Source organism: Providencia sp. wls1922 (assembly GCF_009706505.1).
GTDB lineage: Bacteria > Pseudomonadota > Gammaproteobacteria > Enterobacterales > Enterobacteriaceae > Providencia > Providencia lanzhouensis.
In genome coordinates, this window is record NZ_WLUG01000064.1 from 24,038 (window position 1) to 50,933 (window position 26,896).

23 protein-coding genes are annotated in these 26,896 nt (G+C 40.9%); 9 read left to right on the top strand and 14 right to left on the bottom strand.

The genetic code is table 11. The features are described 5' to 3' along the window. Positions 1–25 precede the first annotated feature (25 nt). Positions 26–832 (top strand): envelope biogenesis factor ElyC, encoded by an 807-nt coding sequence (gene elyC, locus GKR71_RS06060; RefSeq protein WP_154609468.1) that lies wholly within the window; start codon positions 26–28, stop codon positions 830–832. Positions 833–894: 62 nt separating this feature from the next. Here the strand turns inward: elyC and kdsB are convergent, their stop codons facing one another. The 13 genes from kdsB to seqA form a co-directional block, all read right to left on the bottom strand. Then, positions 895–1,641: a 3-deoxy-manno-octulosonate cytidylyltransferase gene (kdsB, locus tag GKR71_RS06065; RefSeq protein WP_036951753.1), complete on the bottom strand. Its 747-nt coding sequence runs from the start codon at positions 1,639–1,641 to the stop codon at positions 895–897. A 4-nt stretch (positions 1,642–1,645) separates the two neighbouring features. Then, positions 1,646–1,825 carry a Trm112 family protein gene (locus GKR71_RS06070; protein ID WP_036951756.1) on the bottom strand — a complete coding sequence of 60 codons (180 nt, stop codon included), beginning with the start codon at positions 1,823–1,825 and terminating at the stop codon, positions 1,646–1,648. 142 nt (positions 1,826–1,967) lie between these two features. Further along, positions 1,968–2,183 carry a cold-shock protein gene (locus GKR71_RS06075; RefSeq protein ID WP_036951758.1) on the bottom strand — a complete coding sequence of 72 codons (216 nt, stop codon included), beginning with the start codon at positions 2,181–2,183 and terminating at the stop codon, positions 1,968–1,970. 456 nt (positions 2,184–2,639) lie between these two features. Next, the gene (lpxK, locus tag GKR71_RS06080; RefSeq protein ID WP_154600326.1) at positions 2,640–3,614 is read right to left on the bottom strand and encodes a tetraacyldisaccharide 4'-kinase; all 975 of its coding nucleotides are present in this window, start codon (positions 3,612–3,614) and stop codon (positions 2,640–2,642) included. Continuing rightward, the gene (gene msbA, locus GKR71_RS06085) at positions 3,607–5,355 is read right to left on the bottom strand and encodes a lipid A ABC transporter ATP-binding protein/permease MsbA (protein ID WP_036951762.1); all 1,749 of its coding nucleotides are present in this window, start codon (positions 5,353–5,355) and stop codon (positions 3,607–3,609) included. The genes lpxK and msbA overlap by 8 nt, the downstream gene beginning before the upstream one ends. 35 nt (positions 5,356–5,390) lie before the next feature. After that, positions 5,391–7,613, bottom strand: a complete 2,223-nt coding sequence (locus GKR71_RS06090; RefSeq protein ID WP_230085032.1) for a DNA internalization-related competence protein ComEC/Rec2 — start codon at positions 7,611–7,613, stop codon at positions 5,391–5,393. A gap of 385 nt (positions 7,614–7,998) precedes the next feature. Then, entirely contained in the window at positions 7,999–8,286 is a 288-nt protein-coding gene (ihfB, locus tag GKR71_RS06095) for an integration host factor subunit beta (protein ID WP_006657810.1), read from the bottom strand. A gap of 54 nt (positions 8,287–8,340) precedes the next feature. Then, positions 8,341–10,014: a 30S ribosomal protein S1 gene (rpsA, locus tag GKR71_RS06100; RefSeq protein WP_154634056.1), complete on the bottom strand. Its 1,674-nt coding sequence runs from the start codon at positions 10,012–10,014 to the stop codon at positions 8,341–8,343. Between the two features lie 173 nt (positions 10,015–10,187). Continuing rightward, a complete protein-coding gene (gene cmk, locus GKR71_RS06105; protein WP_036951769.1) occupies positions 10,188–10,871 on the bottom strand; it encodes a (d)CMP kinase in 684 nt (227 codons plus the stop codon). Positions 10,872–11,061: 190 nt separating this feature from the next. Next, entirely contained in the window at positions 11,062–12,339 is a 1,278-nt protein-coding gene (gene aroA / locus GKR71_RS06110; protein ID WP_108478909.1) for a 3-phosphoshikimate 1-carboxyvinyltransferase, read from the bottom strand. A gap of 109 nt (positions 12,340–12,448) precedes the next feature. Continuing rightward, positions 12,449–13,537, bottom strand: coding sequence for a 3-phosphoserine/phosphohydroxythreonine transaminase (serC, locus tag GKR71_RS06115; RefSeq protein ID WP_036951774.1), 1,089 nt, complete (start codon positions 13,535–13,537; stop codon positions 12,449–12,451). A gap of 292 nt (positions 13,538–13,829) precedes the next feature. Continuing rightward, entirely contained in the window at positions 13,830–15,464 is a 1,635-nt protein-coding gene (gene pgm / locus GKR71_RS06120; RefSeq protein WP_108478911.1) for a phosphoglucomutase (alpha-D-glucose-1,6-bisphosphate-dependent), read from the bottom strand. Positions 15,465–15,576: 112 nt separating this feature from the next. Beyond that, positions 15,577–16,125, bottom strand: a complete 549-nt coding sequence (seqA, locus tag GKR71_RS06125; RefSeq protein ID WP_036951779.1) for a replication initiation negative regulator SeqA — start codon at positions 16,123–16,125, stop codon at positions 15,577–15,579. 222 nt (positions 16,126–16,347) lie between these two features. Here seqA and ybfF point away from each other — a divergent pair, with 222 nt between their 5' ends. The 8 genes from ybfF to GKR71_RS06165 all read left to right on the top strand — a co-directional run bounded on the left by ybfF (position 16,348) and on the right by GKR71_RS06165 (position 25,651). Then, positions 16,348–17,124 (top strand): esterase, encoded by a 777-nt coding sequence (gene ybfF / locus GKR71_RS06130; RefSeq protein ID WP_036951782.1) that lies wholly within the window; start codon positions 16,348–16,350, stop codon positions 17,122–17,124. Positions 17,125–17,345: 221 nt separating this feature from the next. Then, positions 17,346–19,433, top strand: a complete 2,088-nt coding sequence (locus GKR71_RS06135) for a peptidase domain-containing ABC transporter (protein WP_154634057.1) — start codon at positions 17,346–17,348, stop codon at positions 19,431–19,433. A 17-nt stretch (positions 19,434–19,450) separates the two neighbouring features. Then, a complete protein-coding gene (locus tag GKR71_RS06140; RefSeq protein ID WP_230083340.1) occupies positions 19,451–20,779 on the top strand; it encodes an HlyD family type I secretion periplasmic adaptor subunit in 1,329 nt (442 codons plus the stop codon). 3 nt (positions 20,780–20,782) lie between these two features. Next, positions 20,783–22,873 carry a type I secretion system permease/ATPase gene (locus GKR71_RS06145; protein ID WP_108478914.1) on the top strand — a complete coding sequence of 697 codons (2,091 nt, stop codon included), beginning with the start codon at positions 20,783–20,785 and terminating at the stop codon, positions 22,871–22,873. 173 nt (positions 22,874–23,046) lie between these two features. Beyond that, the gene (gene ybfE, locus GKR71_RS06150) at positions 23,047–23,340 is read left to right on the top strand and encodes a LexA regulated protein (RefSeq protein ID WP_036951793.1); all 294 of its coding nucleotides are present in this window, start codon (positions 23,047–23,049) and stop codon (positions 23,338–23,340) included. Positions 23,341–23,494: 154 nt separating this feature from the next. Continuing rightward, positions 23,495–24,022, top strand: a complete 528-nt coding sequence (gene fldA, locus GKR71_RS06155) for a flavodoxin FldA (RefSeq protein ID WP_036951795.1) — start codon at positions 23,495–23,497, stop codon at positions 24,020–24,022. A gap of 229 nt (positions 24,023–24,251) precedes the next feature. Continuing rightward, complete coding sequence (gene fur, locus GKR71_RS06160; RefSeq protein WP_036951797.1) at positions 24,252–24,698, top strand: ferric iron uptake transcriptional regulator; 447 nt, start codon at positions 24,252–24,254, stop codon at positions 24,696–24,698. A gap of 431 nt (positions 24,699–25,129) precedes the next feature. Beyond that, a complete protein-coding gene (locus GKR71_RS06165) occupies positions 25,130–25,651 on the top strand; it encodes a bactofilin family protein (protein WP_230082503.1) in 522 nt (173 codons plus the stop codon). Positions 25,652–25,827: 176 nt separating this feature from the next. Here the strand turns inward: GKR71_RS06165 and ansB are convergent, their stop codons facing one another. Next, positions 25,828–26,871 (bottom strand): L-asparaginase 2, encoded by a 1,044-nt coding sequence (ansB, locus tag GKR71_RS06170; protein ID WP_036951803.1) that lies wholly within the window; start codon positions 26,869–26,871, stop codon positions 25,828–25,830. Between the last annotated feature and the right edge of the window lie 25 nt (positions 26,872–26,896).

The window sequence follows — 26,896 nt, forward strand, 5'->3', positions numbered from 1 at the left end:
ACATTATCTTCATAACAGGCTTTCTATGTTATTTCTGCTAAAAAAATACCTTGGCTCACTGTTAATGCCTCTCCCATTATTATTGATTATTGGGGGAATTGGACTGATTTTATTATGGTTTACCCGCTGGCAAAAAAGTGGAAAATCCTTGGTGACATTAAGCCTTGTTATCATCGCGCTATTAGGGCTACAACCCATTTCTGATCGGCTACTGGCGCCCGTTGAAGGCCCTTATGATAAACGTTATGAGCTTATCACCACGAATCCACCTAAAGAGATAAAATATATTGTGGTTTTGGGCGGCGGGTTTACCTATAACCCAGACTGGAGTCCTAGCTCGAATTTGCTCAGTAACAGCTTGCCTCGAGTCACTGAAGGGGTACGTCTTTATCTGCAGCATCCCGGCAGCAAATTGATTTTTACTGGCGGTAAAGCCAGTAGCCCAATCAGTAGCGCCGAAGTCGCATCCATGGTTGCTCAATCTTTAGGAGTTCCAGCGACAGATACAATCCCGCTAACCGAACCGAAAGATACGCAAGAAGAAGCCTATGAAGTGGAAAAAATTATTGGTAAGCAGCCGTTCTTGTTAGTGACTTCAGCGAACCATTTACCCCGTGCGTTGAAGATGTTTACGAGTCGTGGAATGCAGCCTTATCCAGCCCCAGCCAATCAATTGGTGATCACCAGCGATTTAAATCCTTGGGAGCGCTACATTCCTTCCGCATTTTATTTTAGCCACAGTGAACGAGCATGGTATGAGCTCATTGGTTCAATTTGGTGGCACTTAAAACCCGATAATACCCAGCCACTCGAAGATAATCAGGCGGAGTAAATACAAAGGGGAAACTTATTCAGTTTCCCCTTGTTTTATCAGACCATTATTCACACTAGAAATTATGGCTGAAATTCTTGTCTTACCAATTCGAGATCTTCTGGTGTATCCACCCCTGCGCCCGGTGCCTTTTCAGCAACCGCCACATGAATTTTCTCACCATACCAAAGCACGCGAAGCTGCTCTAGCATCTCGATTTTCTCTAATGGGCTAGCATCCCACGCGATATAACGACGAATAAAGCCAGCGCGATAAGCGTAGATACCAATGTGGCGCAAGAAAGTATCACCGATGGTCTCTTTACTCTTTGCAAATTGGTCTCTATCCCACGGAATTGTCGCTCGAGAAAAATAAAGCGCGTAACCGTCTTTATCCATCACAACCTTCACCGCATTCGGATTAAAGGCTTCTTGCGCACAATGAATAGGGACAGCGAGTGTTCCCATATTTGCCTGACTACCTTGCAAATTATGAGCGACTTGGCGAATAATTTCTGGTGGGATCAGCGGTTCATCACCCTGCACATTGACAATAATTTCGTCATCGGAAAAGCCGTAAGTGTCAATCACTTCAGCCAAACGTTCCGTGCCAGATTGATGATCGGGATTGGTCATACAAGCTTCTCCACCAGCTGCGATGACCGCTGCAGCGACATCGGGGTGGTCAGTTGCAATAATGACTCGACTGGCGCCTGATTTAATCGCTTGCTCCATGACACGAACAACCATCGGTTTACCGTGAATATCTGCTAAAGGCTTACCCGGTAATCGTGTTGAAGCGTAACGCGCAGGAATAATGACGGTAAACATAGGATTACAGTCCTTCGTCTAAAGCAACTTTACGCGCTTCGTTCTCAAGTAAAACGGGGATACCATCACGAACAGGAAAAGCGAGATGATCAAATTTGCAGATTAATTCGAGGTTTTCTTTGTTGTAACTTAGTTTGCCGTGACAGGATGGGCAAGCAACAATTTCAAGTAAACGGTGATCCATGTTTTCTCCCAAATGGATTTAAACTCACTTGGCGTCAGGATATCACATGCAGGTATCACCGTTAACTCTATTCTTGCTTATTAAGATCTCCTGCGAAGAGTGAGAGGATAGTGCAGGAGAAATATTTCTGTTAAGAATTCAATTAGTAAGCGATAACGTCTCTTGCCGTTATGCCATCTGAATTACGAGTAACAGAGAACTCGACGTTTTGACCTTCAGATAAAGATTTTATTTTTTTATTCGCAATTGACTTGGTTGTTACGAAAATATCATCGCCACCATTACGAGGTGAAATAAAGCCGTAACCTTCTTTTGCGTCAAACCATTTAACTTGGCCCATATGTAATTGAAAATTCATATTAAAACTCCTTCTTGTTCCGAGAACAATTTTTATATTTGTATCATTACTCTCTACACGTTATTCCATTTATTTTGCTGAACTATTTATTTCGATCAGTTCATTCTGACCTATCTATTCAATTCAATCTATTAACAATAATTAAGAGTAATTAACTTAACCAATTTATGCATCAAATGTTTATGCATATCTTATAACGACCCAAGTGTAGGTTTCAGGCACCACACATTTACCGTGAACTTAACAGTCTATTTTGACATTATGATGACAACACGAAATAGTAGAGTAAGTAGTGTCTTGCGAGGATAAGTGACTAACTCAAGAACGGGTCGTAAAATTAAAGCTAGCAAATAATCCACTTATTAATGTATTGCAACTTGGTACATAATAAGTAGATCTGCATCACATTGCAGGTATTATTATCTGAAATTAATCCTAAAAGCAAGCTGTTTTATTTCAGATAAGTGATTTTATTTCACTTAAGATTCGTTTTTCGCCTATTTCATCAAAATGCGCTTTCACAGGAAGATACCACCAATTGGTCTGTGCGAAGGAATGGCATTTAACAGCATCCTTTTCAGTCATCAGTAAATTTTGATTTGTTTCAGCTAAAGGAGCAAGTTGCTGCTGGCTATAAGCTTGATGATCAGAAAACGCATGAGTATTAATGAGTGTTAATCCCTTGCTTTCTAAAGAAGAGAAAAAACGAGGTGGATGACCTATTCCAGCCATCGCAACCACATTGTTAAGCTCAGTGATCGAGATTTTTTCGCCTGTAACGAGGTTCACTGCCATATCCCCTTCTAGGGACATCAGTGTTTCATTCGAGTTAGGAACACCACCATTTACAATCATGGCGTTCACTGTCTTTAATCGCCCTGCACGTTCACGCATTGGTCCCGCGGGTAACCACCAGCCATTACCAAAACGACGCTGCCCATCAATGACAACGATTTCATAGTCACGTTGCAATGCATAATGCTGTAAACCGTCGTCTGTAACAATAATATCTAATTGAAAATTATCGAGTAATGCTTTAATGGCATCACTACGTTTTGGAGCCACCGCAACAGGCGCATGAGTACGATGATAAATCAAAACTGGCTCATCACCTGCGGCTGCCGTCGTTGTCGTTTGGTCTAACACTAGTGGATAATGGTCAGATTGACCTCCATATCCACGAGAAACAACCCCAACACGAACATCTTGTTTCATGAGCGATTCAACTAGCCAAATAACCACAGGGGTTTTTCCATTTCCCCCTGCCGTTAAATTTCCCACGACCACAACAGGTACAGGGGCTTTCCATGAGCGAAATAATCCGGTTTTATAGCCAATATGACGTACTAACGTTATCACTCCATACAGAAATGATAATGGAAGCAACAAAATATAAAGCCATGATTTACCGGACCAAATTCGCTCAATCATTCTTAAATTGGATCCTATGTAATTGCGCGTATGCCCCATTTTTCGCTAATAGCGTTGAGTGGTCACCACGTTCAATGATATGACCATCTTGTACAACCAAGATTTGATCCGCATTTTCAATAGTGGATAAACGGTGAGCAATGACTAATGAAGTTCTATTCTTCTGTAATTCATCTAATGCAGCTTGAATTGCACGCTCTGATTCAGTATCCAGAGCGGATGTTGCTTCATCTAGAATCAAAATTGGTGCATCACGTAATAATGCACGAGCAATTGCAATACGTTGGCGTTGACCACCGGAAAGCATCACACCATTTTCACCAATCATCGTATCTAAGCCATTATCCAGCTTTTGGATAAAGTCCATGGCATAAGCCATTTCAGCGGCTTTTTCAATTTCTGCTCGGCTATATCGCCCATCTGTCGCATAGGCAATATTATTCGCAACAGTATCGTTGAATAAATATACATGCTGGGAAACCAGAGCCACTTGGCTACGCAATGACTCTAAGGTGTAATCACGAATATCATGCCCATCAATACGGATACTCCCCTTATCGATATCATAGAAGCGGGTAATTAAGTTAGCGATGGTCGATTTACCTGAACCCGAGCGTCCCACTAAAGCAACGGATTTGCCTGCAGGTAGCGTAAAAGAAACATCCTCTAGTGCAGGGTGCTCTTTGGTTTGATAAGTAAACGTGACTGAGTCGAACTCAATATCACCTTTCACTTGAGTCAGAACTTTCGTTCCTTCATCTTTTTCTTTTTCAGTATCTAAAATCGCAAATAACGTTTGGCAAGCTGCCATTCCACGCTGGAATTGCGCATTAACGTTAGTTAGAGACTTAAGTGGGCGCATTAACGCAAACATGGACGAGAAAACAACACCTATCGTACCTGGTGATAATTGCTCTTTAATTTCAGGGAAGCTTGCTGCGTACAAAACAAACGCTAATGCAAAAGAGGCAATCATCTGAACAATAGGGTCAGAAATAGCTGAGGCGCTAACCATCTTCATATTTTGACGGCGCATATTATTGCTGACTTTATCAAAACGTTCAGTTTCGACTTTCTGCCCACCAAAAATGAGGACTTCTTTATGCCCTTTAAGCATCTGCTCAGCGCTAGTCGTCACATGTCCCATACCCGTTTGCATGTTTTTGCTAATTTTACGAAAACGCTTAGAAACTACTCGGATGGTGATAGAGACGACAGGGGCAATAGCAATCAAAATCAACGACAATTGCCAGCTGTTATAAAACATAATACCAAATAACGCGATGATATAAGTTCCTTCGCGAATAATGGTAATGAGGGCACCGGAAGCCGAAGATGCAACCTGCTCTGAATCATAGGTAATACGCGATAATAAAGTCCCTGTGGATTGCTGGTCAAAATAGCTCACCGGCATTCCCATCATATGACCAAATAATTTGCGGCGCATACTCATCACTACTTTTCCTGACACCCAAGAAACGCAGTATGTAGAGACGAAACTTGAAGATCCACGCACGATCATCAAGCCCAAAATTGCCAACGGTAACCACTTCAATGTGTTGTTATCCGCTTTACCAAAACCGTCATCTAATAATGGTTTCAATAAAGAAATCATAAACGCATCACCTGCGGCGTTGATGATAAGAGCAATTGCTGCAACAACTAATCCAATTTTAAAAGGAGCAATGGTTGGCCATAGGCGCTTAAATGTTTGCTTTGTCGATAGGTCTTGATCATTCATGCTTTTATTACCAGACTTAATGTAAGCGCACTATTCTACAAGGGAAATTGGCGATCACCAAACCACAGATGATACCAACGTGGATTAATTTCTTTTCTGTAACGCAAAATTTCCATTTTTTCTTTTTTAAAACATATTGTTACCTGCCCCTCCTCCGCCGTATTTAGCCACTGAATATTCTTTTTAGCATAGCGCAAATAGACTTTATCTGATGGAATTTTCCATGGGCTATATCTCGCAGAGGAAACTAATGCCAACGTTGGCTGTACTTTTCGTATAAATAACGGTGTAGAAGATGTATTACTCCCATGATGAGGAACAAATAAAATATCCGCTTTGAGCTGCCCATCATTTTGTAATGCTAACTTTTTTTCACCTTGTTTTTCCAAATCACCCGTAAGCAATAGTCGCCGATGCCCATCACTAACCTGAATGACACAAGAGTCATTATTGTGCGATATCTCAGCTAATTTCTCGGGCCACAATACTTCGAACCTTAACATTCCCCATTGCCAACGTTGTCCTTGATAACAAGGAAGATGATTGAGCTGACCAAAACTGCTACGTAGATTTAACCATGGATATGCTTCAATTAAATCGGAGATACCACCAGTATGATCAAGGTGATTATGACTTAAGATTACGTTAATAGGCGTGATTTGATGATGCTTTAAGAAAGGGATAATTTGCCGTTTAGCGTTGCTTCCATCACGCCAGCGGTTTCCCGTATCATATAAAACCCCTTGTTGATTTTGCACCATAACCACAGCAAGCCCATGCCCAATATCCAACATGGTTAAGCACCAGTCATGCTCTTCGTGCTGGCTTTGGCTCTTAGTGAAAAATAATAAAAAACCAATGCAACTTAATAAACCAAGGTAATTTTTATACCAACCAAATAATATAATAAAAGCAAATACCCAACAAAAAAACACGGTGTAAATAGACATTGTGTTAATTTCAATCCAAAACCCGCTTAAATATGTCAGCGGCCTTAGCCCAAACTCAAGGATATTATCTATTAATCCGAAAGCAACATTATGCCAAGCGCTAAGAGGCAACAATAGCGTGCTAAAAATAACGGGTACTACTCCCCAAGTAATAAGAGGAACAAACCATAAGTTTGCAAATAAGCTCATGACATTAATGCCGTTAAACAGCAATACTTGAATAGGTATTAGTAAAATCAATAAACCAATTTGCAGATGAATTAGTGGCACTATTTTTCCCATGATTGGATGACAACTCAACGTAGACGAAATGGGAAAAACACGAAACCAATACAGAATAGCTAATACAGCAAAGCTTGATAACCAAAAGCTATCGGAAAGGATGGCAAGCGGATCAAACAATAAAATCCCAGCAATACTCCATAACGCCCATTGCCACGGAAAACAGAAAAATGGCTGCTTACGAACATAAATCCAAAGTAGCAATGCAAATACAGCGCGAGTTGCTGGAATCGCAAAATTCGACAACCAAGCATAGAGTAAGGCAAATATAACGCCTGAAAATAATGGTAAATTCTCACCTATCCATTTAACGGGTAGGAAAAATTGCAATAAGCGAGCGCATAAGTAACCAATTAAATAGGCGATTCCAATATGTAATCCAGAGATTGCGATCAAGTGTGTCAATCCTGTTGATTGCAATAATTGTATATGTTCGACAGAAAGCCGTCCTCTTTCCCCAAACATTAACGCATAAATAATTCCATGATTTTGTCGTGTCGAAAGTATTTCGCGGAACTGGTCAATAATTTTTTGCCGTAGAGAACATTGCTGACCAACTTGTACAGCTTGTTTGACTTTTAGTGTACCGATGACTCGTTGAGCAATGAAATGCCTTTGCAGATCAAATCCGCCCTCATTCAGAGAAGCATGAACTGGATTTAGCTTGCCAACAACCCGCCATTGCTGCCCTGCACATACTTTTTCATGATTATTTTGTTTTAAATTCCATGAAGCATAGAGCGGAGGAAAAATTTGTATTCCATCGACTCTGTCTATTCTCGCTCTCTTTTTAGCATCATCCTGATTGAGTGGAATGCTAACAATCGTAATATCCCATTGCCGATGAGCACTACTTAGAAAGTCGATTTTCTTTCGCACTTCAACACCATGCCAGCAAGCCCAAAGGAACCCCGCGCCCATTAATGCCAAAAATCGAATGCGCTTATTGCGCCAAATAATAACCAAAGTGACTAGCAGAATAATGCCGACCACTAAATAGTGACTAGAACTAGGAATATTTTGCAAGAAAAGTAGCGGTAACGTACCGATAATCAGTGCAATAGAGGCTTCTGTATAAGAGAGCGTATTTTGGTAATACTGGCTATAGTTTCCCATTGACCTTAAACCTACCTACGATTATTCCTGTGCAGATAAGTTAAAGGCATCCTCAGGGATTCAATAACCCTGTAAGTAAAAATTTAAAGCGTGATTCCAAAATGATGTGTAATGCAAAAGAATTAAAAAATTGAGCTGCGAAGCGCTTCGCAAAAATAGCCACAAATGATGGATTAATTAAGGTATTCGAGAAAAATATAGGGAAAATTGAAAGGGTAGATTGTAGAAATAAAAAAAAACAGCGCTATATCAATATAGGCGCTGTTTTATAGTAATAATTAAGATTTACAGTCGATTATTGGCCGTAAATATTTACACGGTCGCGTAACTCTTTACCTGGTTTAAAGTGGGGAACATATTTACCTTCCAGTTCCACTTTATCACCTGTTTTTGGGTTACGGCCAACACGTGGAGCACGGTAGTGAAGAGAAAAACTGCCGAATCCACGGACTTCAATACGCTCGCCTTCAGCTAACGTATCAGCCATATGCTCAAGTATTTCCTTTACAGCTTCCTCAACGGTTTTCGCTGAAAGATGAGACTGCTGGCTAGCCAGTCTTTCAATTAATTCAGACTTGGTCATAGTACCTCCCTAAACTACCGATACAAAGGGGTAACCGAAGTTACCCCCACTTAATTATTCGCCTTTAGCTGCTTTGAAAGCTTCAGCCATTGCATTGTTGCCAAATGCAGTATCTTCTTGCTTGTTCACAGCTGCGACAGCGTCTTTCTCATCAGCTTCGTCTTTAGCGCGAACAGACAGGTTGATTACACGGTTTTTACGGTCAACACCAGTGTATTTAGCTTCAACATCACCACCAACGTTCAGAACCAGAGTTGCATCTTCAACACGGTCACGTGAAGCTTCTGATGCACGCAGGTAACCTTCAACGCCCAGAGTCAGCTCTACAGTTGCACCTTTAGCATCAACTGCGATTACTTTACCAGTAACGATTGCGCCTTTCTTGGTTGCTGCCAGGTAGTTGTTGAATGGATCTTCAGCTAACTGTTTAACGCCCAGAGAGATACGCTCACGCTCTGCGTCGACTTGCAGAACAACAGCTGCGATTTCGTCGCCTTTTTTGTAGTCACGAACTGCTTCTTCGCCTGCAACGTTCCAGGAGATGTCAGACAGGTGAACCAGGCCATCGATGCCGCCGTCCAGACCAATGAAGATACCAAAGTCAGTGATTGACTTGATCTTACCTTCAACACGGTCGCCTTTGTTGTGAGTCTCAGCGAATTGCTGCCATGGGTTAGATTTGCATTGTTTCAGGCCTAAGGAGATACGACGACGTTCTTCATCGATATCCAGAACCATAACTTCAACAACATCACCAACGTTAACAACTTTAGATGGGTGGATGTTTTTGTTAGTCCAATCCATTTCTGAAACGTGAACCAGACCTTCAACGCCTTCTTCGATTTCTACGAAGCAACCGTAGTCAGTCAAGTTAGTAACGCGACCAGTCAGTTTAGTACCTTCTGGGTAACGTTTAGCGATTGCGACCCAAGGATCTTCGCCCAGTTGTTTCAGACCCAGAGAAACACGAGTGCGCTCACGGTCGAATTTCAGAACTTTAACATTGATTTCATCACCAACGTTGACGATTTCGCTTGGGTGTTTAACACGTTTCCAAGCCATGTCAGTGATGTGCAGCAGGCCGTCAACACCGCCCAGATCAACGAATGCACCGTAGTCAGTAAGGTTCTTAACGATACCTTTAACTTCCATGCCTTCTTGCAGGTTTTCCAGCAGTTGATCGCGCTCAGCGCTGCTTTCAGATTCAATTACAGCACGACGAGAAACAACAACGTTGTTGCGTTTCTGATCCAGCTTGATTACTTTGAACTCAAGCTCTTTGCCTTCCAAGTGCGTAGTATCACGAACTGGGCGTACATCTACCAGTGAACCTGGTAAGAAAGCACGAATGCCGTTCAGTTCTACAGTGAAACCACCTTTAACTTTACCGTTGATAACACCAGTTACAGTTTCAGCTTCTTCGTAAGCTTTTTCCAGCATCAGCCATGCTTCATGGCGTTTAGCTTTCTCACGAGACAGAATAGTTTCACCGAAACCATCTTCTACTGCATCCAGAGCTACATCGATTTCGTCGCCAACTTGGATTTCCAGCTCACCCTGAGCATTTTTGAACTGTTCTACTGGGATAGCAGATTCTGATTTAAGACCTGCGTCTACCAGGACTACGTCTTTATCGATAGCAACTACTGTACCGCGTACAATAGAACCAGGACGAGTTTCAATATTCTGCAGGGATTCTTCAAAGAGTTGAGCAAAAGATTCAGTCATATTAATGATCTTCAAGTGTCTTATATTAACGTCCATCTAGCATCCCGCCAAATGGGGTTGTTTCACATACCCCACAACATTCCTTGTCGCAAGGTTTTAACCATGCTAGAAAATAACCAGCATGGAGGTAATTGCGTATATTATCTAATTATAAGCTAAAATAAAGCCTATTATCACGATAATTGTAGAATTTTTTTCGCGTAGGTGCGTGCTTTTTCAATAACTTCCTCAATAGACATACTTGTGGAATCCAGCACTAACGCATCTTTAGCGGCAATAAGAGGAGCAACCGGACGGTTACGATCCCGATAATCGCGCTCTTGAATTTCGGTCAAAAGTCGCTCAAAGTTAACATCAAACCCTTTCTCCTGCAACTGCTTCATCCGGCGATGAGCTCGCTCCTCGGCGGAGGCATCCAGAAAAATTTTCACTGGCGCATCAGGAAAAACCACCGTACCCATATCACGACCATCAGCGATTAAACCGGGCATCATTCTAAATGCTCGTTGGCGTCTTAACAGTGCTTCTCGCACACGTGGGAACGTGGCTGTTTGAGATGCGGTGTTCCCGACGGTTTCTTGCCTAATTTCATTAGACACATCTTCACCTTCGAGAATAACTTTTAAACGATTTTCTTCAGGTACAAAACGCACATCTAAATTTGCAGCTAAAGGCACTAAAGCATCTTCAGATTGAATATCGACGTGGTGATGCAGAGCCGCTAACGCTAATACGCGGTAAATCGCACCAGAGTCTAATAATTGCCATCCAAATTCATTTGCTAATGCTTGGCAAAGAGTACCTTTACCCGCTCCGCTTGGTCCATCAACGGTGATTACAGGGGCGATAGCCACCATAAAAAATCTCCTTTCCTGCAAATAGCTTCAGCTACCCGCAATTAAAATCTGTGGGAGTATTATACCTACTCATCGATATTGTGAAATACGCAGGTGAGTTTGTTACAAATAAAAATAGATGAAGGTAAGGAAAATGAAAGGAAAAAATTGGTTGATAACACATTGATGTTAATCAACCAATCCAATTCAGTTAGTGACTTAATCGTGCGAGTTGCTGGAAATAATCAGGGAAAGTTTTTGCTGTACAACCCGGATCTAGAATCGTCACAGGGGTATCGGAAAGCGCTACCAATGAAAAGCACATTGCAATACGATGGTCATTATAGGTTTCGATTTCAGCGTGTTTTATCTGGGCTGGTGGTACGACACGGATAAAATCATGCCCTTCTTCTACTTCCGCGCCCACTTTACGCAGTTCGGTCGCCATTGCATATAAGCGATCTGTTTCTTTTACTCGCCAGTTATAAATATTACGAATAACTGTCTCGCCCTTTGCAAATAGAGCGACCGTTCCGATAGTCATCGCTGCATCTGGAATAGCGTTCATATCCATATCAATGCCGTTCAGAGTGCCACGCTCACATTCAACGTAATCATCCCCCCAGCGGATAATTGCGCCCATTTTTTCCAAAACGTTAGCGAACTTAGTATCACCCTGTAAGCTATTACGGCCGATCCCAGTGACTCGGACTACGCCGCCTTTAATCGCTGCTGCGGCTAGGAAATAGGAAGCGGAAGACGCATCCCCCTCGACAAGGTACTCACCCGGGGATACATACTGCTGCTGACCTTTAATCACAAATTTTTGGTATTGATGATTTTCAACATCCACACCAAAGGTTTTCATTAATGCCAGCGTAATGTCGATATACGGCTTGGAAACTAAATCACCCGCAATAGTAATTACCGTGTCCTGAGAAGCTAAAGGCGCTGCCATTAGTAATGCGGTTAAAAATTGGCTAGAAACTGAGCCATCTACGGAAATATTCCCACCGATAAAGCCGCCGTTTAAGCGCATCGGAGGGTAATTTTCTTGTTCAAGATAATCAATATCAGCACCGCCTTCTCTTAAGGCATCAACTAAGTGACCGATTGGGCGCTCTTTCATTCTAGGCTCGCCTGTCAGCACAATATTATTTGCGCATAATGACAGTGCTGCTGTTAATGGACGCATCGCGGTGCCCGCATTACCTAAAAAGATCTCAAGCTCACCTTGATGAGATAAACAGCCATTTATCCCTTCAACTTGGCAACGAGTTTTATCTTCAGATAATTGATATTTAACACCTAGTAGGCTTAATGCATTCAGCATATGGCGAATATCATCACTGTCTAATAAGTTAGTCAGTACCGTGGTGCCTTTTGCCATGGCGGCTAATAGAAGTGCGCGGTTGGAGACACTTTTTGACCCCGGCAGATTAATGGTGCCATTAATTGAAGAAATTGGTTGTAATGTCAGGGATTGCATGAAAAGTGATTTCTCCGATGTGATTTGCTACTTTTTTATCGTTATTTAAATTAATAAGCCGACTCGTTCTTCACTGAGCAAATCGGCTTGACTACTAGTACATCATAAATTAGGCATGATGGCGTTCAAAATCAGCCATAAAGTCGACTAACGCCTGAACACCCGCCAGCGGCATTGCATTATAAATAGATGCGCGCATTCCGCCTGAAACCTTGTGGCCTTTTAGTGATAATAACCCTTGGTTTTTAGCATCTTCGATAAATGTTGCATCCAATGCAGGATTTTGCATTTGGAATGGTACGTTCATCCAAGAGCGGTTTTCTACCGCGACGCGGTTAATATAGAATTCACTGTCATCAATTGCGCTATACAGTAACTGTGATTTTTCATAGTTACGCTTTGCAATTTCCTGCAATCCGCCTTGCTCTTTTAACCATTTGAAAACCATACCCGCTAAATACCAAGCAAAAGTTGGCGGAGTATTGAACATGGATTCATATTGCGCAAGTATCGTGTAATCGAAAACAGATGGCGTTTGAGGTGAAGCTTTGCCTAGTAGGTCTTCACGAATGATAACCAGCGTTAAACCTGCTGGACCAATATTTTTCTGTGCACCGGCATAAATCACACCATAGCGACTTACATCGATAGGTTTAGATAAAATCGCAGATGAATAGTCAGCAACAATAATTTTGTCCGCAGGGAAATCAGGCTCTTCATGGATAGCTAAGCCACCAATGGTTTCATTCGGGCAATAATGAACATAGGCTGCATCTTTGCTTAATGGCCATTCGCTCATTGGTTTGATGCTGACAACACCGTTATTTTCTTGAACGACATCAATAACATTCGGTGTGCAATATTTTTGAGCTTCTTTGGCTGCCGATTCAGACCAATAGCCACTGACAATGTAGTCAGCTGTCGTTTTATCGCCTAACAGGTTCATTGGCAGTGTAGCAAAGTGAGCACGAGCACCACCATGACAGAATAAAACTTTATAGTTATCAGGGATATTTAATAAATCGCGTAAATCTTGTTCTGCTTCTTTCGCAACTTCAATAAAATCCTTCCCGCGATGGCTCACTTCCATCACAGAAACCCCTAAACCTTTCCAGTTACAAAATTCTTGCTCTGCACGGCGCATGACTTCAATGGGTAACATTGCCGGCCCTGCGCTAAAATTATAAACCTGACTCATTGACCTTACCTACCTTCAATATTGTTAGTTAACATCACTCAGATACCTAAAGTTGTATCATTCCGTGCCACTAGCTGCAACGGTTATTACGTATCGATGACAAAAACAAAAGGTCAAATTTGAAGGGTAAAAAAAGAAAACAATTTTGTTAATAGCGTCACAGAATCAGCTACCGCAATTTTATGAAGTAATGTGTGCTAAAAAGGGGATAAAATCTCGAATCTGATTTATTTTGTAGTCGGGGATTTAATGATGAAAAGCGGGCGATTACCACCCGCTTTAAAGACAATAATTAGCTAATGACTTTACTGACGATTTCAATCGCTTCTTTCTCAATCAAGTGAAGATGTTCTTCACCACGGAAGCTTTCACAGTAAATTTTGTAGGCTTCTTCAGTACCTGATGGGCGAGCGGCAAACCAACCATAGTCAGTCATGATTTTTAACCCACCAATTGATGCACCGTTGCCCGGAGCCGCCGTTAAACGCTGAGTAATTTTATCACCCGCAAGTGTGTCTGCTGATACCATTTCTGGCGACAATTTGCTTAACTTAGCTTTCTGCTCGTGGGTCGCTTTCGCTTGGATACGACTGTAGATTGGTGCCCCAAATTTTTCAGCGAGTTTATTATAACGCTGCTGAGGGTTTTCCCCTGTTACTGCTGTAATTTCTGCAGCAAGCAGACATAAAATAATTCCGTCTTTATCCGTCGACCATGGCGTGCCATCAAATTTTAAAAATGAAGCACCAGCACTCTCTTCACCACCAAAACCAAGGCTGCCGTTAAATAAACCATCCACAAACCATTTAAAACCGACAGGCACTTCAATGAGTTCACGGCCAATATCATTAACAACACGGTCAATCATGGCGCTGGAAACTAACGTTTTACCTACAGCAACTTCTTTGCCCCATTGAGGGCGGTGCTGGAATAGATAATCAATAGCAACAGCAAGATAGTGGTTAGGATTCATTAACCCGCTAGGGGTAACAATACCGTGGCGATCATAATCCGGATCATTCGCAAATGCTAAATCAAACTTTTCCTTCATGCCCAGCAAGCCTGCCATCGCCCAACGAGATGAACAGTCCATGCGGATCACACCATCGTGGTCTAATGGCATAAAGCGGAATGTTTGGTCTAGCTGGTCATTAACAATTTCAATATCTAATTGATAATACTCTGCAATTTTTTTCCAGTATTCAATACCGGAACCACCCAGAGGGTCGACACCGATTTTTAATCCTGATTTTTGGATAGCTTGCATATCCACAACTTCGCCGAGCGCACGAACATATGGCATCACCAGATCTTGTTCTGTTACAAAACCACTCGCCATTGCATCAGCAAAATCTAAGCACTTCACGCCATCAAGATCGGCTGCAAGTAACTGATTAGCATTCTGCTCAATAACCGATGTTAAATCTGTATCTGCAGGACCACCGTTAGCTGGATTGTATTTAATTCCGCCATCTTCTGGTGGATTATGGGATGGTGTAATTACGATGCCATCGGCAACATCTTGATGTGCATTGTTATAGCTTAAAATTGCGTGGGAGATAGCCGGAGTTGGGGTAAAACCGTTATCTTCTTGAACAATAACATGAACTTGGTTAGCTGCTAATACTTCAATCACCGACATAAAAGCCGCTTCTGACAAAGCATGGGTATCTTTACCCACATAACAAGGTCCTGTTACTCCTTGCTGCTTACGCAGATCCGCTATCGCTTGAGCGATTGCCAGAATGTGATTTTCATTAAAGTTGTTACGCAGCGAACTACCACGGTGCCCAGAAGTCCCAAACTTGACGGCCTGAGAAGACACATCGGGATCTGGCTGTTGGGTATAATATTGAGCCGTTAACTGAGCAACGTTAATCAAATCACTTTGAAATGGAAGCTGCCCTGCTCGTTCATGAATTGCCACTTGTTATCTCCCAAAGCACTGATGCTTAGCGTGAAACACCAGTGACTTCACAATGTTTAGATGACTATCAAGGTTAGATAGCATTACTAAGATTAGATAGTATTTACCAAAGTTAAATCGTATTGCCGACTTTTTCGATGACATTCGCTGGGAAGTTCATCTCTTGCATAATCGCATCAATCATACTGCGCTTGCGATTAGTGTTGGTATTGGTGATAACCCAATACGGCGTGCCCGGTATATGGCGAGGTTTTGATTGCTTGCCCGCAGCCAGTAGTGTTTGCTCATCACCAGCAAAATAAACACGGGTACGACCATGCATGGATTCTGTTGCGCTCTCAAAGCTTTTCGCATCTAAGCTATATAGCGTTGAAAGAATTAGCATAAAGCGATCAATTGCCTTATTTTTTTCTGCATAAGCATCAGATAATAATAATTCTCTGATCACTCTCACAGGGTTTTGAGCAACCACCTTGGTATTCATCACCGGCACATCTTGTGACGCTAACGGTGCTACACTCACTTCTTTTGCGGGTACTGGCTGCTGCGCGGATTTGAAATTTAGCATACGGCGTAAAATATCCGATGCACTTTCACCGATATGCTGTGTGTGACTTGCAATATAGCGGTAAAGCTCTTCATCAACTTCTATCGTTTTCATTTTTTCCCAGTACTTTCTTAATCTAAAATTCGCGCCAGATTATAAGCCAGATTTAAAAAAAACAAAACAATTAAAATTTCAATAACTTAAAACAAACAACGAGTTAAGTTTCATGGGATTTCAGTAGGTTACCTTGTTATGATTATACAGATTTGGTTTTTTGGCATCACCATGCCATGATAAGTCTTCAATCTGACAAACAACATCAATCGTAGTCCAAATATGACCGAATTACTCAATTATACAATCCATAAACCTGAAAATCCGATCACCGTCACCCCCGTCGTTTTGATCCATGGACTCTTTGGTGACCTGAATAATTTAGGTGTTTTAGGTCGTGACTTACAAAACTATTTCGATACTATTCAAATCGATGTACGCAATCATGGTGACTCATTTCGTTCTGACGAAATGGAATACCAACAAATGGCCGAAGATGTGATTTCACTCGTAAAATCCCTTGGTTACGACAATGCCATTCTTATTGGACATTCTATGGGTGGAAAAATTGCCATGGCTGCCAGTGAAATAGCACCTGATTTCATCGAAAAAATTGTGGCCATCGATATCGCACCTGTCGCTTACAACGTTCGCCGCCATGACGAAATTATTGCAGCGCTAGAAGCAACAACTCAAGCGCACGCTAAAACCCGTCAAGAGGCTAGCGGCATTATGCGCAAATTCATTCCCGAAGAAGGTGTCATTCAATTCTTACTAAAATCCTTTAAACAAGGTGAGTGGAAATTCAACCTTTCGGCAATCAAAGCTAACTATGAAAAGATCATCGGGTGGAAAACGGTGCCTGCATGGGATAAACCCGTGTTACTGATCCCCGGCGGAAACTCACCCTATGTTCAAGCCGAGTACCGCGACAGCATTGCAGCTCAGTTTCCTCAAGCCAAAGCTTGGGTGGTTGCTGATGCTGGGCATTGGGTTCATGCCGAAAAGCCGGAGCATGTACTACGAGCGATTCACCGATTTTTAGCTATTCACGACTAATCTATCCGCCTTGACTCCCACAATCCTGATATTGAATATTCAAATCTTCAATATCAGGATAAAAGACATCCACTAAATATATTCATATTCAAATAATAAGACGAACTTCAATACACTTGTAATTATGATGACTGTATTATCTACCTTGACTAAATAATTATATTTTTCAAATCGATATATACACAGACATTATTAAATATACAGGATGATGAATATACACAATGGAAAGTGTCAAAACACAATCAACATTATATTTTATTAGCGTTATTGCAAAACTTTCTGGCGAAATTGATTATGATGATTTCAAACAGAAAACAGAGAATATAAATCAAATTCAAGATTATATTAAAACAATAAAAGATAATTATCAGATTAAATGCAAGAACAAGCATCAGCGCGATAAAAGTATCACAAAACTACCATCCCCTACCATTCTTTATGATAACAATGGTCATGCTTTTCTGTTAGCTAATCATAATCAAGAACAAGTACTCATTCAGCGTTTTGGTCATCCTGCGCCTGAAATATGGAGCCATGAAGAGCTACAGAAAAATTGGAATGGGAATTGGCTTCACGTCAAAGTTAAACAAGGAAAATTCGATATTTCATGGTTCCAAACGGAATTTATGAAGTACCGTACAATCATCACTTGGGTATTAGTTTTCTCTTTTATTTTACAAATATTAGCGCTAGCCTCCCCCATTGTGATGCAGGTTATTATGGATAAGGTACTTATTCATAATAGTTTATCAACCTTGGATGTTTTAATTTTCGGTTTAATCGTCGCGGCGATTATTGAAGTCATCTTAAAAGGGCTGCGAGAATATATTTATAATCATACCGTCAATCGAATTGATATGACGTTAGGATTAAAGTTAGTTAATCACTTATTGCACCTGCCTATTTCATTTTTTAAAAATCGACAAATTGGTGCCATTGTTACTCGAGTTAAAGAATTGGAAACTATTCGCGAATTCTTAACCAGTAGCTTTTTCACTCTGTGTGTCGATGTTCTGTTCTTGTTCGTTTTCATCTATGTAATGAACTTGCTTTCCAGCACCCTCACCTTACTTTTCCTCTGTTCTATTCCCTGTTATTTATTGGTTGCTTGGTGGCTCACACCGAAAATTGAAGCCGCAGCGCAACAACAGTTTGCCAATATTGCAGTGAATACCTCATTCTTGACAGAAAGCGTTAATGGGATTGAAACCGCCAAGAGCTTATCCATTGAACCGAGCTTTACCCGTCGTTGGGATAAACAAACGGCAGATATGAGCCAAACCAATTTTGTGTCTGGGCAAATCAGTTCACGCTCTGAACATATTGTCATGGTCATTGAAAAGGTGACGAGCGCTATCATTTTATGGGTTGGCGCATCTGAAGTTCTTGCACTGCAATTGACTATTGGGCAATTCATTGCCTTTCATATGATGGTCAACCATGCAAACCAACCCCTCGTGAAATTAGTGAAATTATGGGGAGATTATATTCGTACCAAAGTGGCGGTCGAAAAGCTGTCTCAAATCATCAATCTTCCGCAAGAACAGAGCAAAAAAGGAAATGAATCTCGACTCAGTGGCAATATTCAATTGCATAACATTAGCTTCCGTTATCAACCTAATATGCCGACCATCCTCAATAACTTTAACCTTTCAATAAAAGCCGGGGAAACCATTGGTATTGTAGGCACATCAGGCTCAGGGAAAAGTACTCTCGCTCGGCTAATTTTGCGTTTATACACCCCAGAAAAAGGGGGAATCTATCTTGATGGAACACCAATTACAGCACTTAGCCTTGCTTCCCTAAGGCAGCAGATTGGTATTGTTTTGCAAGAGAATTTTCTATTTCATCAGTCTGTTTTCGACAACATTGCTCAAACTCGCCCTAATGCCTCGATGGATGAGGTTGTGAATGCCGCAAAAATGGCGGGTGCCCACGATTTCATCCTTAAACTACCAATGGGCTATGACACAATCTTAGCCGAAGGCGGTTCCTCTCTTTCTGGAGGGCAGCGCCAACGCATCGCCATTGCCAGAACACTGTTATCGGATCCGAAGATCATTATTTTCGATGAGGCCACCAGCGCCTTAGATGATGAATCCCAAGCTATCATCCAAGAAAATATGCAAGAAATAGCCAAAGGACGTACCGTAATTACTATTGCCCACCGCCTTTCGACGATCCGTAATCACCAGAGAATTATCGTAATGCGGCAAGGGCAAATTGTTGAGCAAGGCAGCCATCAACAATTAATCGAGAACAATCAATTCTATACACATTTATGGACGCTTCAGCAGTCTCTTAAATAATGACACGGATGTTAACCATGAAAAAAAAACCAGCGCTCTCTCGCTATAACAGTTTTCTACCTGCACATTTAGCTATTCTAAAAACACCGCCTTCTTATTTGGCATTTACCATAGCCATCAGTATTAGTGTTGGTATTTTTATCGCTATTGCTTGGTCTTATTTTGGCAAATTAGATGTTCAAGCGACTACTCAAGGAAAACTCATCGTTTCGGGTCGCACCCAAACCATTCAAGCTTTTGAATTAAGCCGCTTACAGCAAATTCACGTTGAAGATGGGCAACAGGTAAAGCAAGGGGATCCACTGCTCAGCGTTAAAGTATTAGGCGTAGACCAAGATATCCTTAGTCAGCACTACCAAAAAAACTTTCACGCCAGTGAAGAAATGATCCACCATGCCCTACTCAACCAGCAATCCATTGAAATTTCTGCTTATTACAGCCAGTTATCAGCTGCTGAGCAAACTCAAGCACAACTCAGCTATCAAACCATTAAAAAAGAGTATGAAACCTTACTCAACGAAATAACCAATGAAATTCAGCTTAATCGCGTTAACTTTCAAGCAAGAGAACGAGAGTTAAAAGACATCAATATCTTAATGAATAATATTAAAAAACGGCTCGATGCGCATACCGCCCTGAGTCAAAAACAGTTAATCAGTCAAAAAGAATTTTTAGAACAGGAGCGTGAATTACTACTCGCAAGAAAAGAAAAAACCACCAAACAATCCGAACTCTCTATATTAAATAGCCAACATCATGCTTTGCTCGAAAAGCAAGATAGGATTAATGCGCAAAAACACCAAGAATGGCATGAGAAATATCAGCAAGCTAAATTCAAATTTGTTTCTCTTGAACAGGAATTGATTAAAAACCAAGAGAGAAATCAGCTTGAAGTTATTCGTGCTCCAGTAGATGGGACCGTGCAACAAATTGCGGTTTATACCCTTGGAGCTGTATTACAACCAGCACAGCAATTGATGGTTATTGTGCCCAATAATCATGTGCAATTAGCTGAAGTCAAAATACTGAATAAAGATATCGGCTTTATTCAAGAAGGTTTAAAAGCGGATGTCAAAATTGACGCCTTCCCTTATACCCGCTATGGGACTATCGAAGGCGAGGTATTGTCCATTTCCCGCGATAGCACGCAAGATGACAATCTAGGTCTCGTCTATTTAGCGCAAATTGGTTTAAGCAGCAAACAGCTATTGGTGGAAGGCGAGCAAATTGAAATGACTCCAGGCTTGTCTATTGTCGCTGAAATAAAAACAGATAAACGACGATTAATTGACTACCTATTAAGCCCAATTAACGAATATACCGCCACAGCCATGAGAGAGAAGTAATCGATGGAACAGCAAAATAACAATGGCTTGGAAGCCTTAATATGGATTGCTAATCATTTTCAAAAAAATGTCACTCAAGAACAATTAATGCATGCCATTGGTATGCAGAATGACTCCCCCACAGATTTTGAAATTAGACAATGTGCACAGATTATTGGTTATGAAACAGAGCTCATTTCTCTCACTCGACAACAGATGCAGGATATTCCATTACCTGCTTTGGTGTTGATTAATCAACGCTGGCATATTATCACCCAAAATTCACCACTCACCGTGATTTCTCCCAAAGGAGACGGTGAGGAATCATGGGATAAATCCACCGAATACAATTACTCCGTCATTTTAATTAAAGAGCAGTTGGAGAAAGAACAAAAAAGAGCGTTTGGCATCAGTTGGTTTATTCCATCTATTATTCGCCAACGTTTTAAACTCAAAAATGTCTTTATTCTTGCCGCAATTGTGCAATTTTTTGCGCTGGTAAGCCCTCTACTATTTCAAAACTTAATCGATAAAGTGCTTGTCGGGCGCAGCTTGCCTAATTTACATGTTATTGCCTTAGGAATATTAGCCATTGCTATTGCAGAACCTGTTTACAGCTTTATTCGTAATAAAGTTTTTAGCCATACAAGTACACAAATTAGTGCTGAACTTTCGGGAAAAATTTATCGTCATTTAATGGCACTGCCGCTTAATTACTTTAAATTAAGACCCACAGGTAAAATCATTGCACGTGTCCGTGAATTAGCCCATATACGCCAATTTTTGACTGGCTCAACACTGATGCTGTTTATTGATTTTATCTTTGTCATCCTTTTTATCGCTGTCTTATTTTCGTATAGCAGCCTGATGACATGGACACTAGTAGGCTCTATGGGGGTCTTTTTTGTTTTGTGGATGATATTAGGTCCAATCATTCGTCAGCAGACGGAAAAATCCTACCAAGCCGATGAAAACGGGCTTACATTTTTAACTGAATCAATAACTGGTATCGAAACCGTAAAAACAACAGCAACTGAAAAATACTTTTTCCAACGTTGGCAAAAATTACTCAGTCAGCAATTGAGTCAAGGTTTCAAAGTTTCCATGCGTAGTGTGGTGGCAACACAGTTAATGACGTTAGTTAGTAAAGTGACTACCGCTATTCTACTCTGGCTTGGCGTTAATGAGGTTTTGGCTGGAAATATCACGCCAGGAGAACTTGTCGCTTTCAATATGTTAAGTGCTCACGTTACTCAGCCTATTCTACGCTTTGCTCAAATTTGGCAAGACTTCCAACATACCATTATTTCTCTGCGTCGCGTTGGTGATATTCTTGATAAACCTATTGAAAATGAACGACAAGGCATTGCCAGCTCAAGCACCATTCAAGGGGAAATTGAGTTTCAAAATATCCGCTTTCGCTATCAACCTGAAACCCCTGAAGTGCTAAGTAACCTGACGTTATCCATCAAAGCCGGGGAATTTATTGGTATCACAGGGCCATCTGGTTCAGGAAAAAGCACCCTCACCAAATTGTTACAGCGGCTATATATTCCTCAACATGGGCAAGTTATTGTGGATGGAATGGATTTAGCGGTGACAGATACTGTCGCGTTACGCCGCCGAATGAGTGTCGTCCTTCAAGAAAGCACCCTTTTTGTAGGAACAATTGCAGAAAATATCCGATTAAGTTACCCACAAGCGAGCGAAGAGCAATTAGTCCATGCTGCAAAATTGGCTGGAGCCTATGAGTTTATTATGTCTCTGCCTGAAAACTTTAATTATCATTTATCTGAAAAAGGGTTAAATCTCTCTGGCGGTCAACGTCAGCGTATTGCTCTTGCTCGAGCCTTAATTACTGAACCTGATATTTTAATTCTCGATGAAGCCACCTCTGCGCTGGATTACGAATCAGAATCTGCCATCATGAAAAATATGCCGTTAATCACGCAAGGCAGAACTGTGATTAGCATTGCGCATCGTCTCAATACTATTATGAACGCCGATAAAATTTACGTGATACGAGATGGTGAAGTCGCCGAAGCAGAAACTCATCAGAACCTTCTAAAACTGAATGGCCTTTATGCCAATTTATGGCAACAACAGACGCGTTAACCTGAAGAAAAAAGCATCACTTACTCTTTGGGTGATGCTTTTTTCTTAAAAGTGCTTATTTTTTAATCTATTAGATGAATTAGCGGGGTATGCACCTATGGTACTAGGGGTTCAGCTAGGGTATCATTGCCCGCTGAATTACTGGCACACCCCTTCCGTTAGCAATAGTAGATATGGCAAAAGAACAAACTGACCGCACCACACTGGATTTGTTCGCAGAAGAACGCAGGCCTGGGCGACCAAAAACTAGCCCGTTGTCGCGGGATGAACAATTACGAATCAATAAGCGAAATCAGCTAAAACGAGACAAAGTCAAAGGGCTACGTCGAGTTGAGCTGAAATTAAATGAAGACGCTGTCGCGGTCTTAAACCAATTAGCTGAAGAGAAAAACATAAGCCGAAGTGAGCTAATTGAAGAAATTTTGATGGCTCAACTTGAGCAGGTTAGTGAGACAATTGATCGCTAGCCGTATCTGGGTAAATCACACAAATTTGACAGACTAACACTGTTTTTTTCGCCAAAATAAGGCGCAAAATTTTACCTATTTTCGTTCTATTTTTAGTTCTAGCAGAATCGGTAATTTATACTCTCTACTAGAAAAACAAGAGGTTAATCACTTTATGGCAGTTATAGGCATTTTCTTCGGAAGTGACACAGGTAACACAGAAAATATTGCCAAAATGATCCAAGAAAGATTAGGCAAAGATGTTGCAGAAGTTCACGATATTGCTAAATGCAGCAAAGAAGATATCGAAGCGTTTGATATCCTACTTCTTGGCATCCCTACGTGGTACTACGGTGAAGCTCAGTGTGATTGGGATGATTTCTTCCCAACATTAGAAGAAATTGATTTTGACGGTAAGCTTGTCGCACTGTTTGGTTGTGGAGACCAAGAAGACTACGCAGAGTATTTCTGTGATGCGATGGGAACTATCCGTGACATCATTGAGCCGCGTGGTGCAGTGATCGTCGGTCATTGGCCAACTGAAGGCTACCACTTTGAAGTTTCTAAAGGTATGGCGGACGATAACCACTTTATCGGTCTTGCTATCGATGAAGATCGTCAACCAGAACTGACTGAAGAGCGTGTTGACGCTTGGGTTAAACAAATCTCTGAAGAGATGTCTCTGGCTGAAATCCTTGGCTAATAATGACATAGATTGTCAATTAAAAGCGGGAACCATTCGATATGATGGATTAATCTTCCTATCTAATGGACTCGCTTTTAAGAACGAATCAAAATAATGAGACAATGCATGGTTTCTATTTTTATTTTCCATGCCTATAATTGTAAATCAGTTTAGAAGACAACTGGATTTTTGTTAAAAACGTCTCATTATTGTTAAATTTATGATTTAAAATACAGGACAAGCCCGCATGACAGACAATAATAAAGCATTGAAAAATGCAGGACTCAAAGTCACTCTTCCAAGATTAAAGATTTTGGAAGTACTTCAGGAGCCTGAGTGCCATCACGTCAGTGCGGAAGATCTCTACAAAAAGCTGATTGATATTGGTGAAGAAATCGGGTTAGCCACTGTTTACCGCGTATTAAACCAATTTGATGATGCTGGTATTGTGACTCGTCACAATTTCGAAGGTGGAAAATCCGTATTTGAATTAACTCAGCAACACCACCATGACCACTTGATCTGTTTAGATTGTGGTAAGGTTATCGAATTCACTGACGAATCAATCGAAAAGCGTCAGCATGACATCGCTGCTCGTCACGGTATCAAACTCTCTAACCACAGTTTATATTTGTACGGTCACTGTGCTGAAGGCGATTGTCGTGAAAATAGTGCTGCGCACGAAGCTAAATAATGACTTAATCAGGCGCGAATAACTAAAAGCGCGCTTTATTTAATGAATCATTTAATGTTAATTATACCTACTTAATGTTTATTAGTGGGTATTTTTATTTGAACATACTTAACATTTCCCTATTTCTGCTCTTTAGCTGAAAATTAGCGACTATTTTTTAAAAATACATAGTTTCATTTCTTCAGATAAAACCAAAATCATCCTCTATTCTTTAATTTGTTATGTGCTATTTTAATTTATACTAATTATCAAATTTGTGTGTAAGAGATTAAGGAATGAAGAAAACATATCTGTTTTTGAACATAAGTTTTTTCTTCTGGTTTCTTACTTTGATAGCGTGGTTTTTTAGATATACCATCGTGGCATCCGTTGCCTTTATATCTTCGATCATTTGTTTAGTTTTATACTTCAATTACAAAAAGGTTAGTCGCATGTTCAATAAAAAACAAAGCAAACCAGAACCCACTCCCACTATCAATAAAGAAGAAATCATGCAGCAAATTGCTGAGGAAAAAATGCAAGTATCGTCACCAATGATCAGCGAAGAAAAAACCAATACTATCATCGCCAAAGATGTTGTATTTGAAGGCAATATTACCTCCAATGAACAGGTTCATATCTATGGCACAGTCATTGGCAACATTGCTGGTAAAAATAATACCGTTAAAATCATGCAAAATGGTCAAGTTACCGGCAATATCACCAGCAATGAGTTGTGGGTAAACGGTAAAGTGGAAGGGGAATGTATTTCAGAAACCATTAGTATTGATACTAATGGTGAAATCTACGGCACGATTCGCTATTCAAATTTATCCATCAAAAAAGGCGGAATTTTTTCTGGTTTAGCAGAAGTCAAATCTGCGGTTAAATCAGAAGGTAATGTTGCCGTATTTAAAGAAAAATCCAAACAAGGAAAACCAGAAGCTCAAACACCTGACGTGGGTTCTTTATAATTAAATTTGTTAAATAGATGATATAGAATTGCTCGATAATAACTGATTTACCTTATTTATAGGTATTTATTGTCGAGTTATTTTGATTATACAAATTAACTCATCCCCAAAAGAACACGGCTTATACGTAATAAAAATAGAATAAAGGCGACATCTCTGCCGCCTATTATTAAATATTAATATTGTTCAAACATCTCTTGGATTTTTTTCGGATCTTTCGTTTGTGTTAAGGCTAATTGCAGTAACACACGAGATTTTTGTGGATTCAATCTTTCAGATGCCACAAATCCATATTCGTTATCATTCACTTCTGCATTTCGCGTTGTATAGCCTGTCGGTACGCGACTAGAACGCACCACGACAACATCCTCTTTCGCTGCATTAGCTAATGCATCAAAAATAGTTTTATACATATTCCCGTTACCAACACCGGCACTCACTATACCTTTAACACCTTCTTCTCGCAGTGCTTTTACTGGTGCTGAAGATGCATTCGCATAGTTATAGACAATACCCACTTCCGGTAATTTATCTAATTTGCTCACATCAAAAACAGGTTTATCCCCACGCGGCTGAGGCGCTTGATAATAGGTAACCTTACCATCATGAATATAGCCTTCTGCCCCCGCATTCACAGCATCAAAGGCTTGAACTTCTGTTGTGCTCATTTTCATAACATTGCGACCTTGGATCACTTTGTCATTCATCGCCATCAACACGCCACGCTCTCCCGCTGATTTATCAGATGCTAATACGACGGCATTGTATAAGTTCAATGGGCCGTCAGCGCCCAAAGCCGTGGAAGGACGCATTGCCCCCACCATCACAATCGGCTTTTTACAGGCCGTGGTTAAATCAAGGAAAAAGGCCGTTTCCTCCATGGTGTCAGTACCATGGGTAATCACAAAACCATCGGTTTTATTGCAATCTTGATTAATTTTTTTTGCGAGAGTTAACCAAACTTGATCATTCATATCTTGAGAACCGATATTCACCAGCTGCTCACCACTCAGGTTAGCAATTTTTTTAGTCTCCGGTACCGCATTAAGTAAAGAGTCAATTCCTACTTTCCCAGCTTGGTAGCTTGAACCTGTTGCTGATTCTCCACCACCCGCAATGGTTCCGCCCGTTGCCAGCACCATAATATTCGGTTGTGCAAATGCTGATGCGGCAAACAGTGAAACCAGTGTGGCTAACAGCGCTTTATTTCGGTTTTTCATCCTATTTTCCTTTAACTAAAATTAA

Bases quoted from the DNA above. Each gene is read 5' to 3' on its own strand.
- rpsA (WP_154634056.1), bottom strand. From the start codon at position 10,014: ATGACTGAATCTTTTGCTCAACTCTTTGAAGAATCCCTGCAGAATATT.
- ybfE (WP_036951793.1), top strand. From the start codon at position 23,047: ATGGCAAAAGAACAAACTGACCGCACCACACTGGATTTGTTCGCAGAA.
- GKR71_RS06135 (WP_154634057.1), top strand. From the start codon at position 17,346: ATGGAAAGTGTCAAAACACAATCAACATTATATTTTATTAGCGTTATT.
- ybfF (WP_036951782.1), top strand. From the start codon at position 16,348: ATGACCGAATTACTCAATTATACAATCCATAAACCTGAAAATCCGATC.
- seqA (WP_036951779.1), bottom strand. From the start codon at position 16,125: ATGAAAACGATAGAAGTTGATGAAGAGCTTTACCGCTATATTGCAAGT.
- GKR71_RS06165 (WP_230082503.1), top strand. From the start codon at position 25,130: ATGTTCAATAAAAAACAAAGCAAACCAGAACCCACTCCCACTATCAAT.
- aroA (WP_108478909.1), bottom strand. From the start codon at position 12,339: ATGCAATCCCTGACATTACAACCAATTTCTTCAATTAATGGCACCATT.
- GKR71_RS06140 (WP_230083340.1), top strand. From the start codon at position 19,451: ATGAAAAAAAAACCAGCGCTCTCTCGCTATAACAGTTTTCTACCTGCA.
- ihfB (WP_006657810.1), bottom strand. From the start codon at position 8,286: ATGACCAAGTCTGAATTAATTGAAAGACTGGCTAGCCAGCAGTCTCAT.
- kdsB (WP_036951753.1), bottom strand. From the start codon at position 1,641: ATGTTTACCGTCATTATTCCTGCGCGTTACGCTTCAACACGATTACCG.
- GKR71_RS06145 (WP_108478914.1), top strand. From the start codon at position 20,783: ATGGAACAGCAAAATAACAATGGCTTGGAAGCCTTAATATGGATTGCT.
- ansB (WP_036951803.1), bottom strand. From the start codon at position 26,871: ATGAAAAACCGAAATAAAGCGCTGTTAGCCACACTGGTTTCACTGTTT.
- GKR71_RS06075 (WP_036951758.1), bottom strand. From the start codon at position 2,183: ATGAATTTTCAATTACATATGGGCCAAGTTAAATGGTTTGACGCAAAA.
- cmk (WP_036951769.1), bottom strand. From the start codon at position 10,871: ATGGTGGCTATCGCCCCTGTAATCACCGTTGATGGACCAAGCGGAGCG.
- fur (WP_036951797.1), top strand. From the start codon at position 24,252: ATGACAGACAATAATAAAGCATTGAAAAATGCAGGACTCAAAGTCACT.
- msbA (WP_036951762.1), bottom strand. From the start codon at position 5,355: ATGAATGATCAAGACCTATCGACAAAGCAAACATTTAAGCGCCTATGG.
- lpxK (WP_154600326.1), bottom strand. From the start codon at position 3,614: ATGATTGAGCGAATTTGGTCCGGTAAATCATGGCTTTATATTTTGTTG.
- fldA (WP_036951795.1), top strand. From the start codon at position 23,495: ATGGCAGTTATAGGCATTTTCTTCGGAAGTGACACAGGTAACACAGAA.
- GKR71_RS06070 (WP_036951756.1), bottom strand. From the start codon at position 1,825: ATGGATCACCGTTTACTTGAAATTGTTGCTTGCCCATCCTGTCACGGC.
- elyC (WP_154609468.1), top strand. From the start codon at position 26: ATGTTATTTCTGCTAAAAAAATACCTTGGCTCACTGTTAATGCCTCTC.
- serC (WP_036951774.1), bottom strand. From the start codon at position 13,537: ATGAGTCAGGTTTATAATTTTAGCGCAGGGCCGGCAATGTTACCCATT.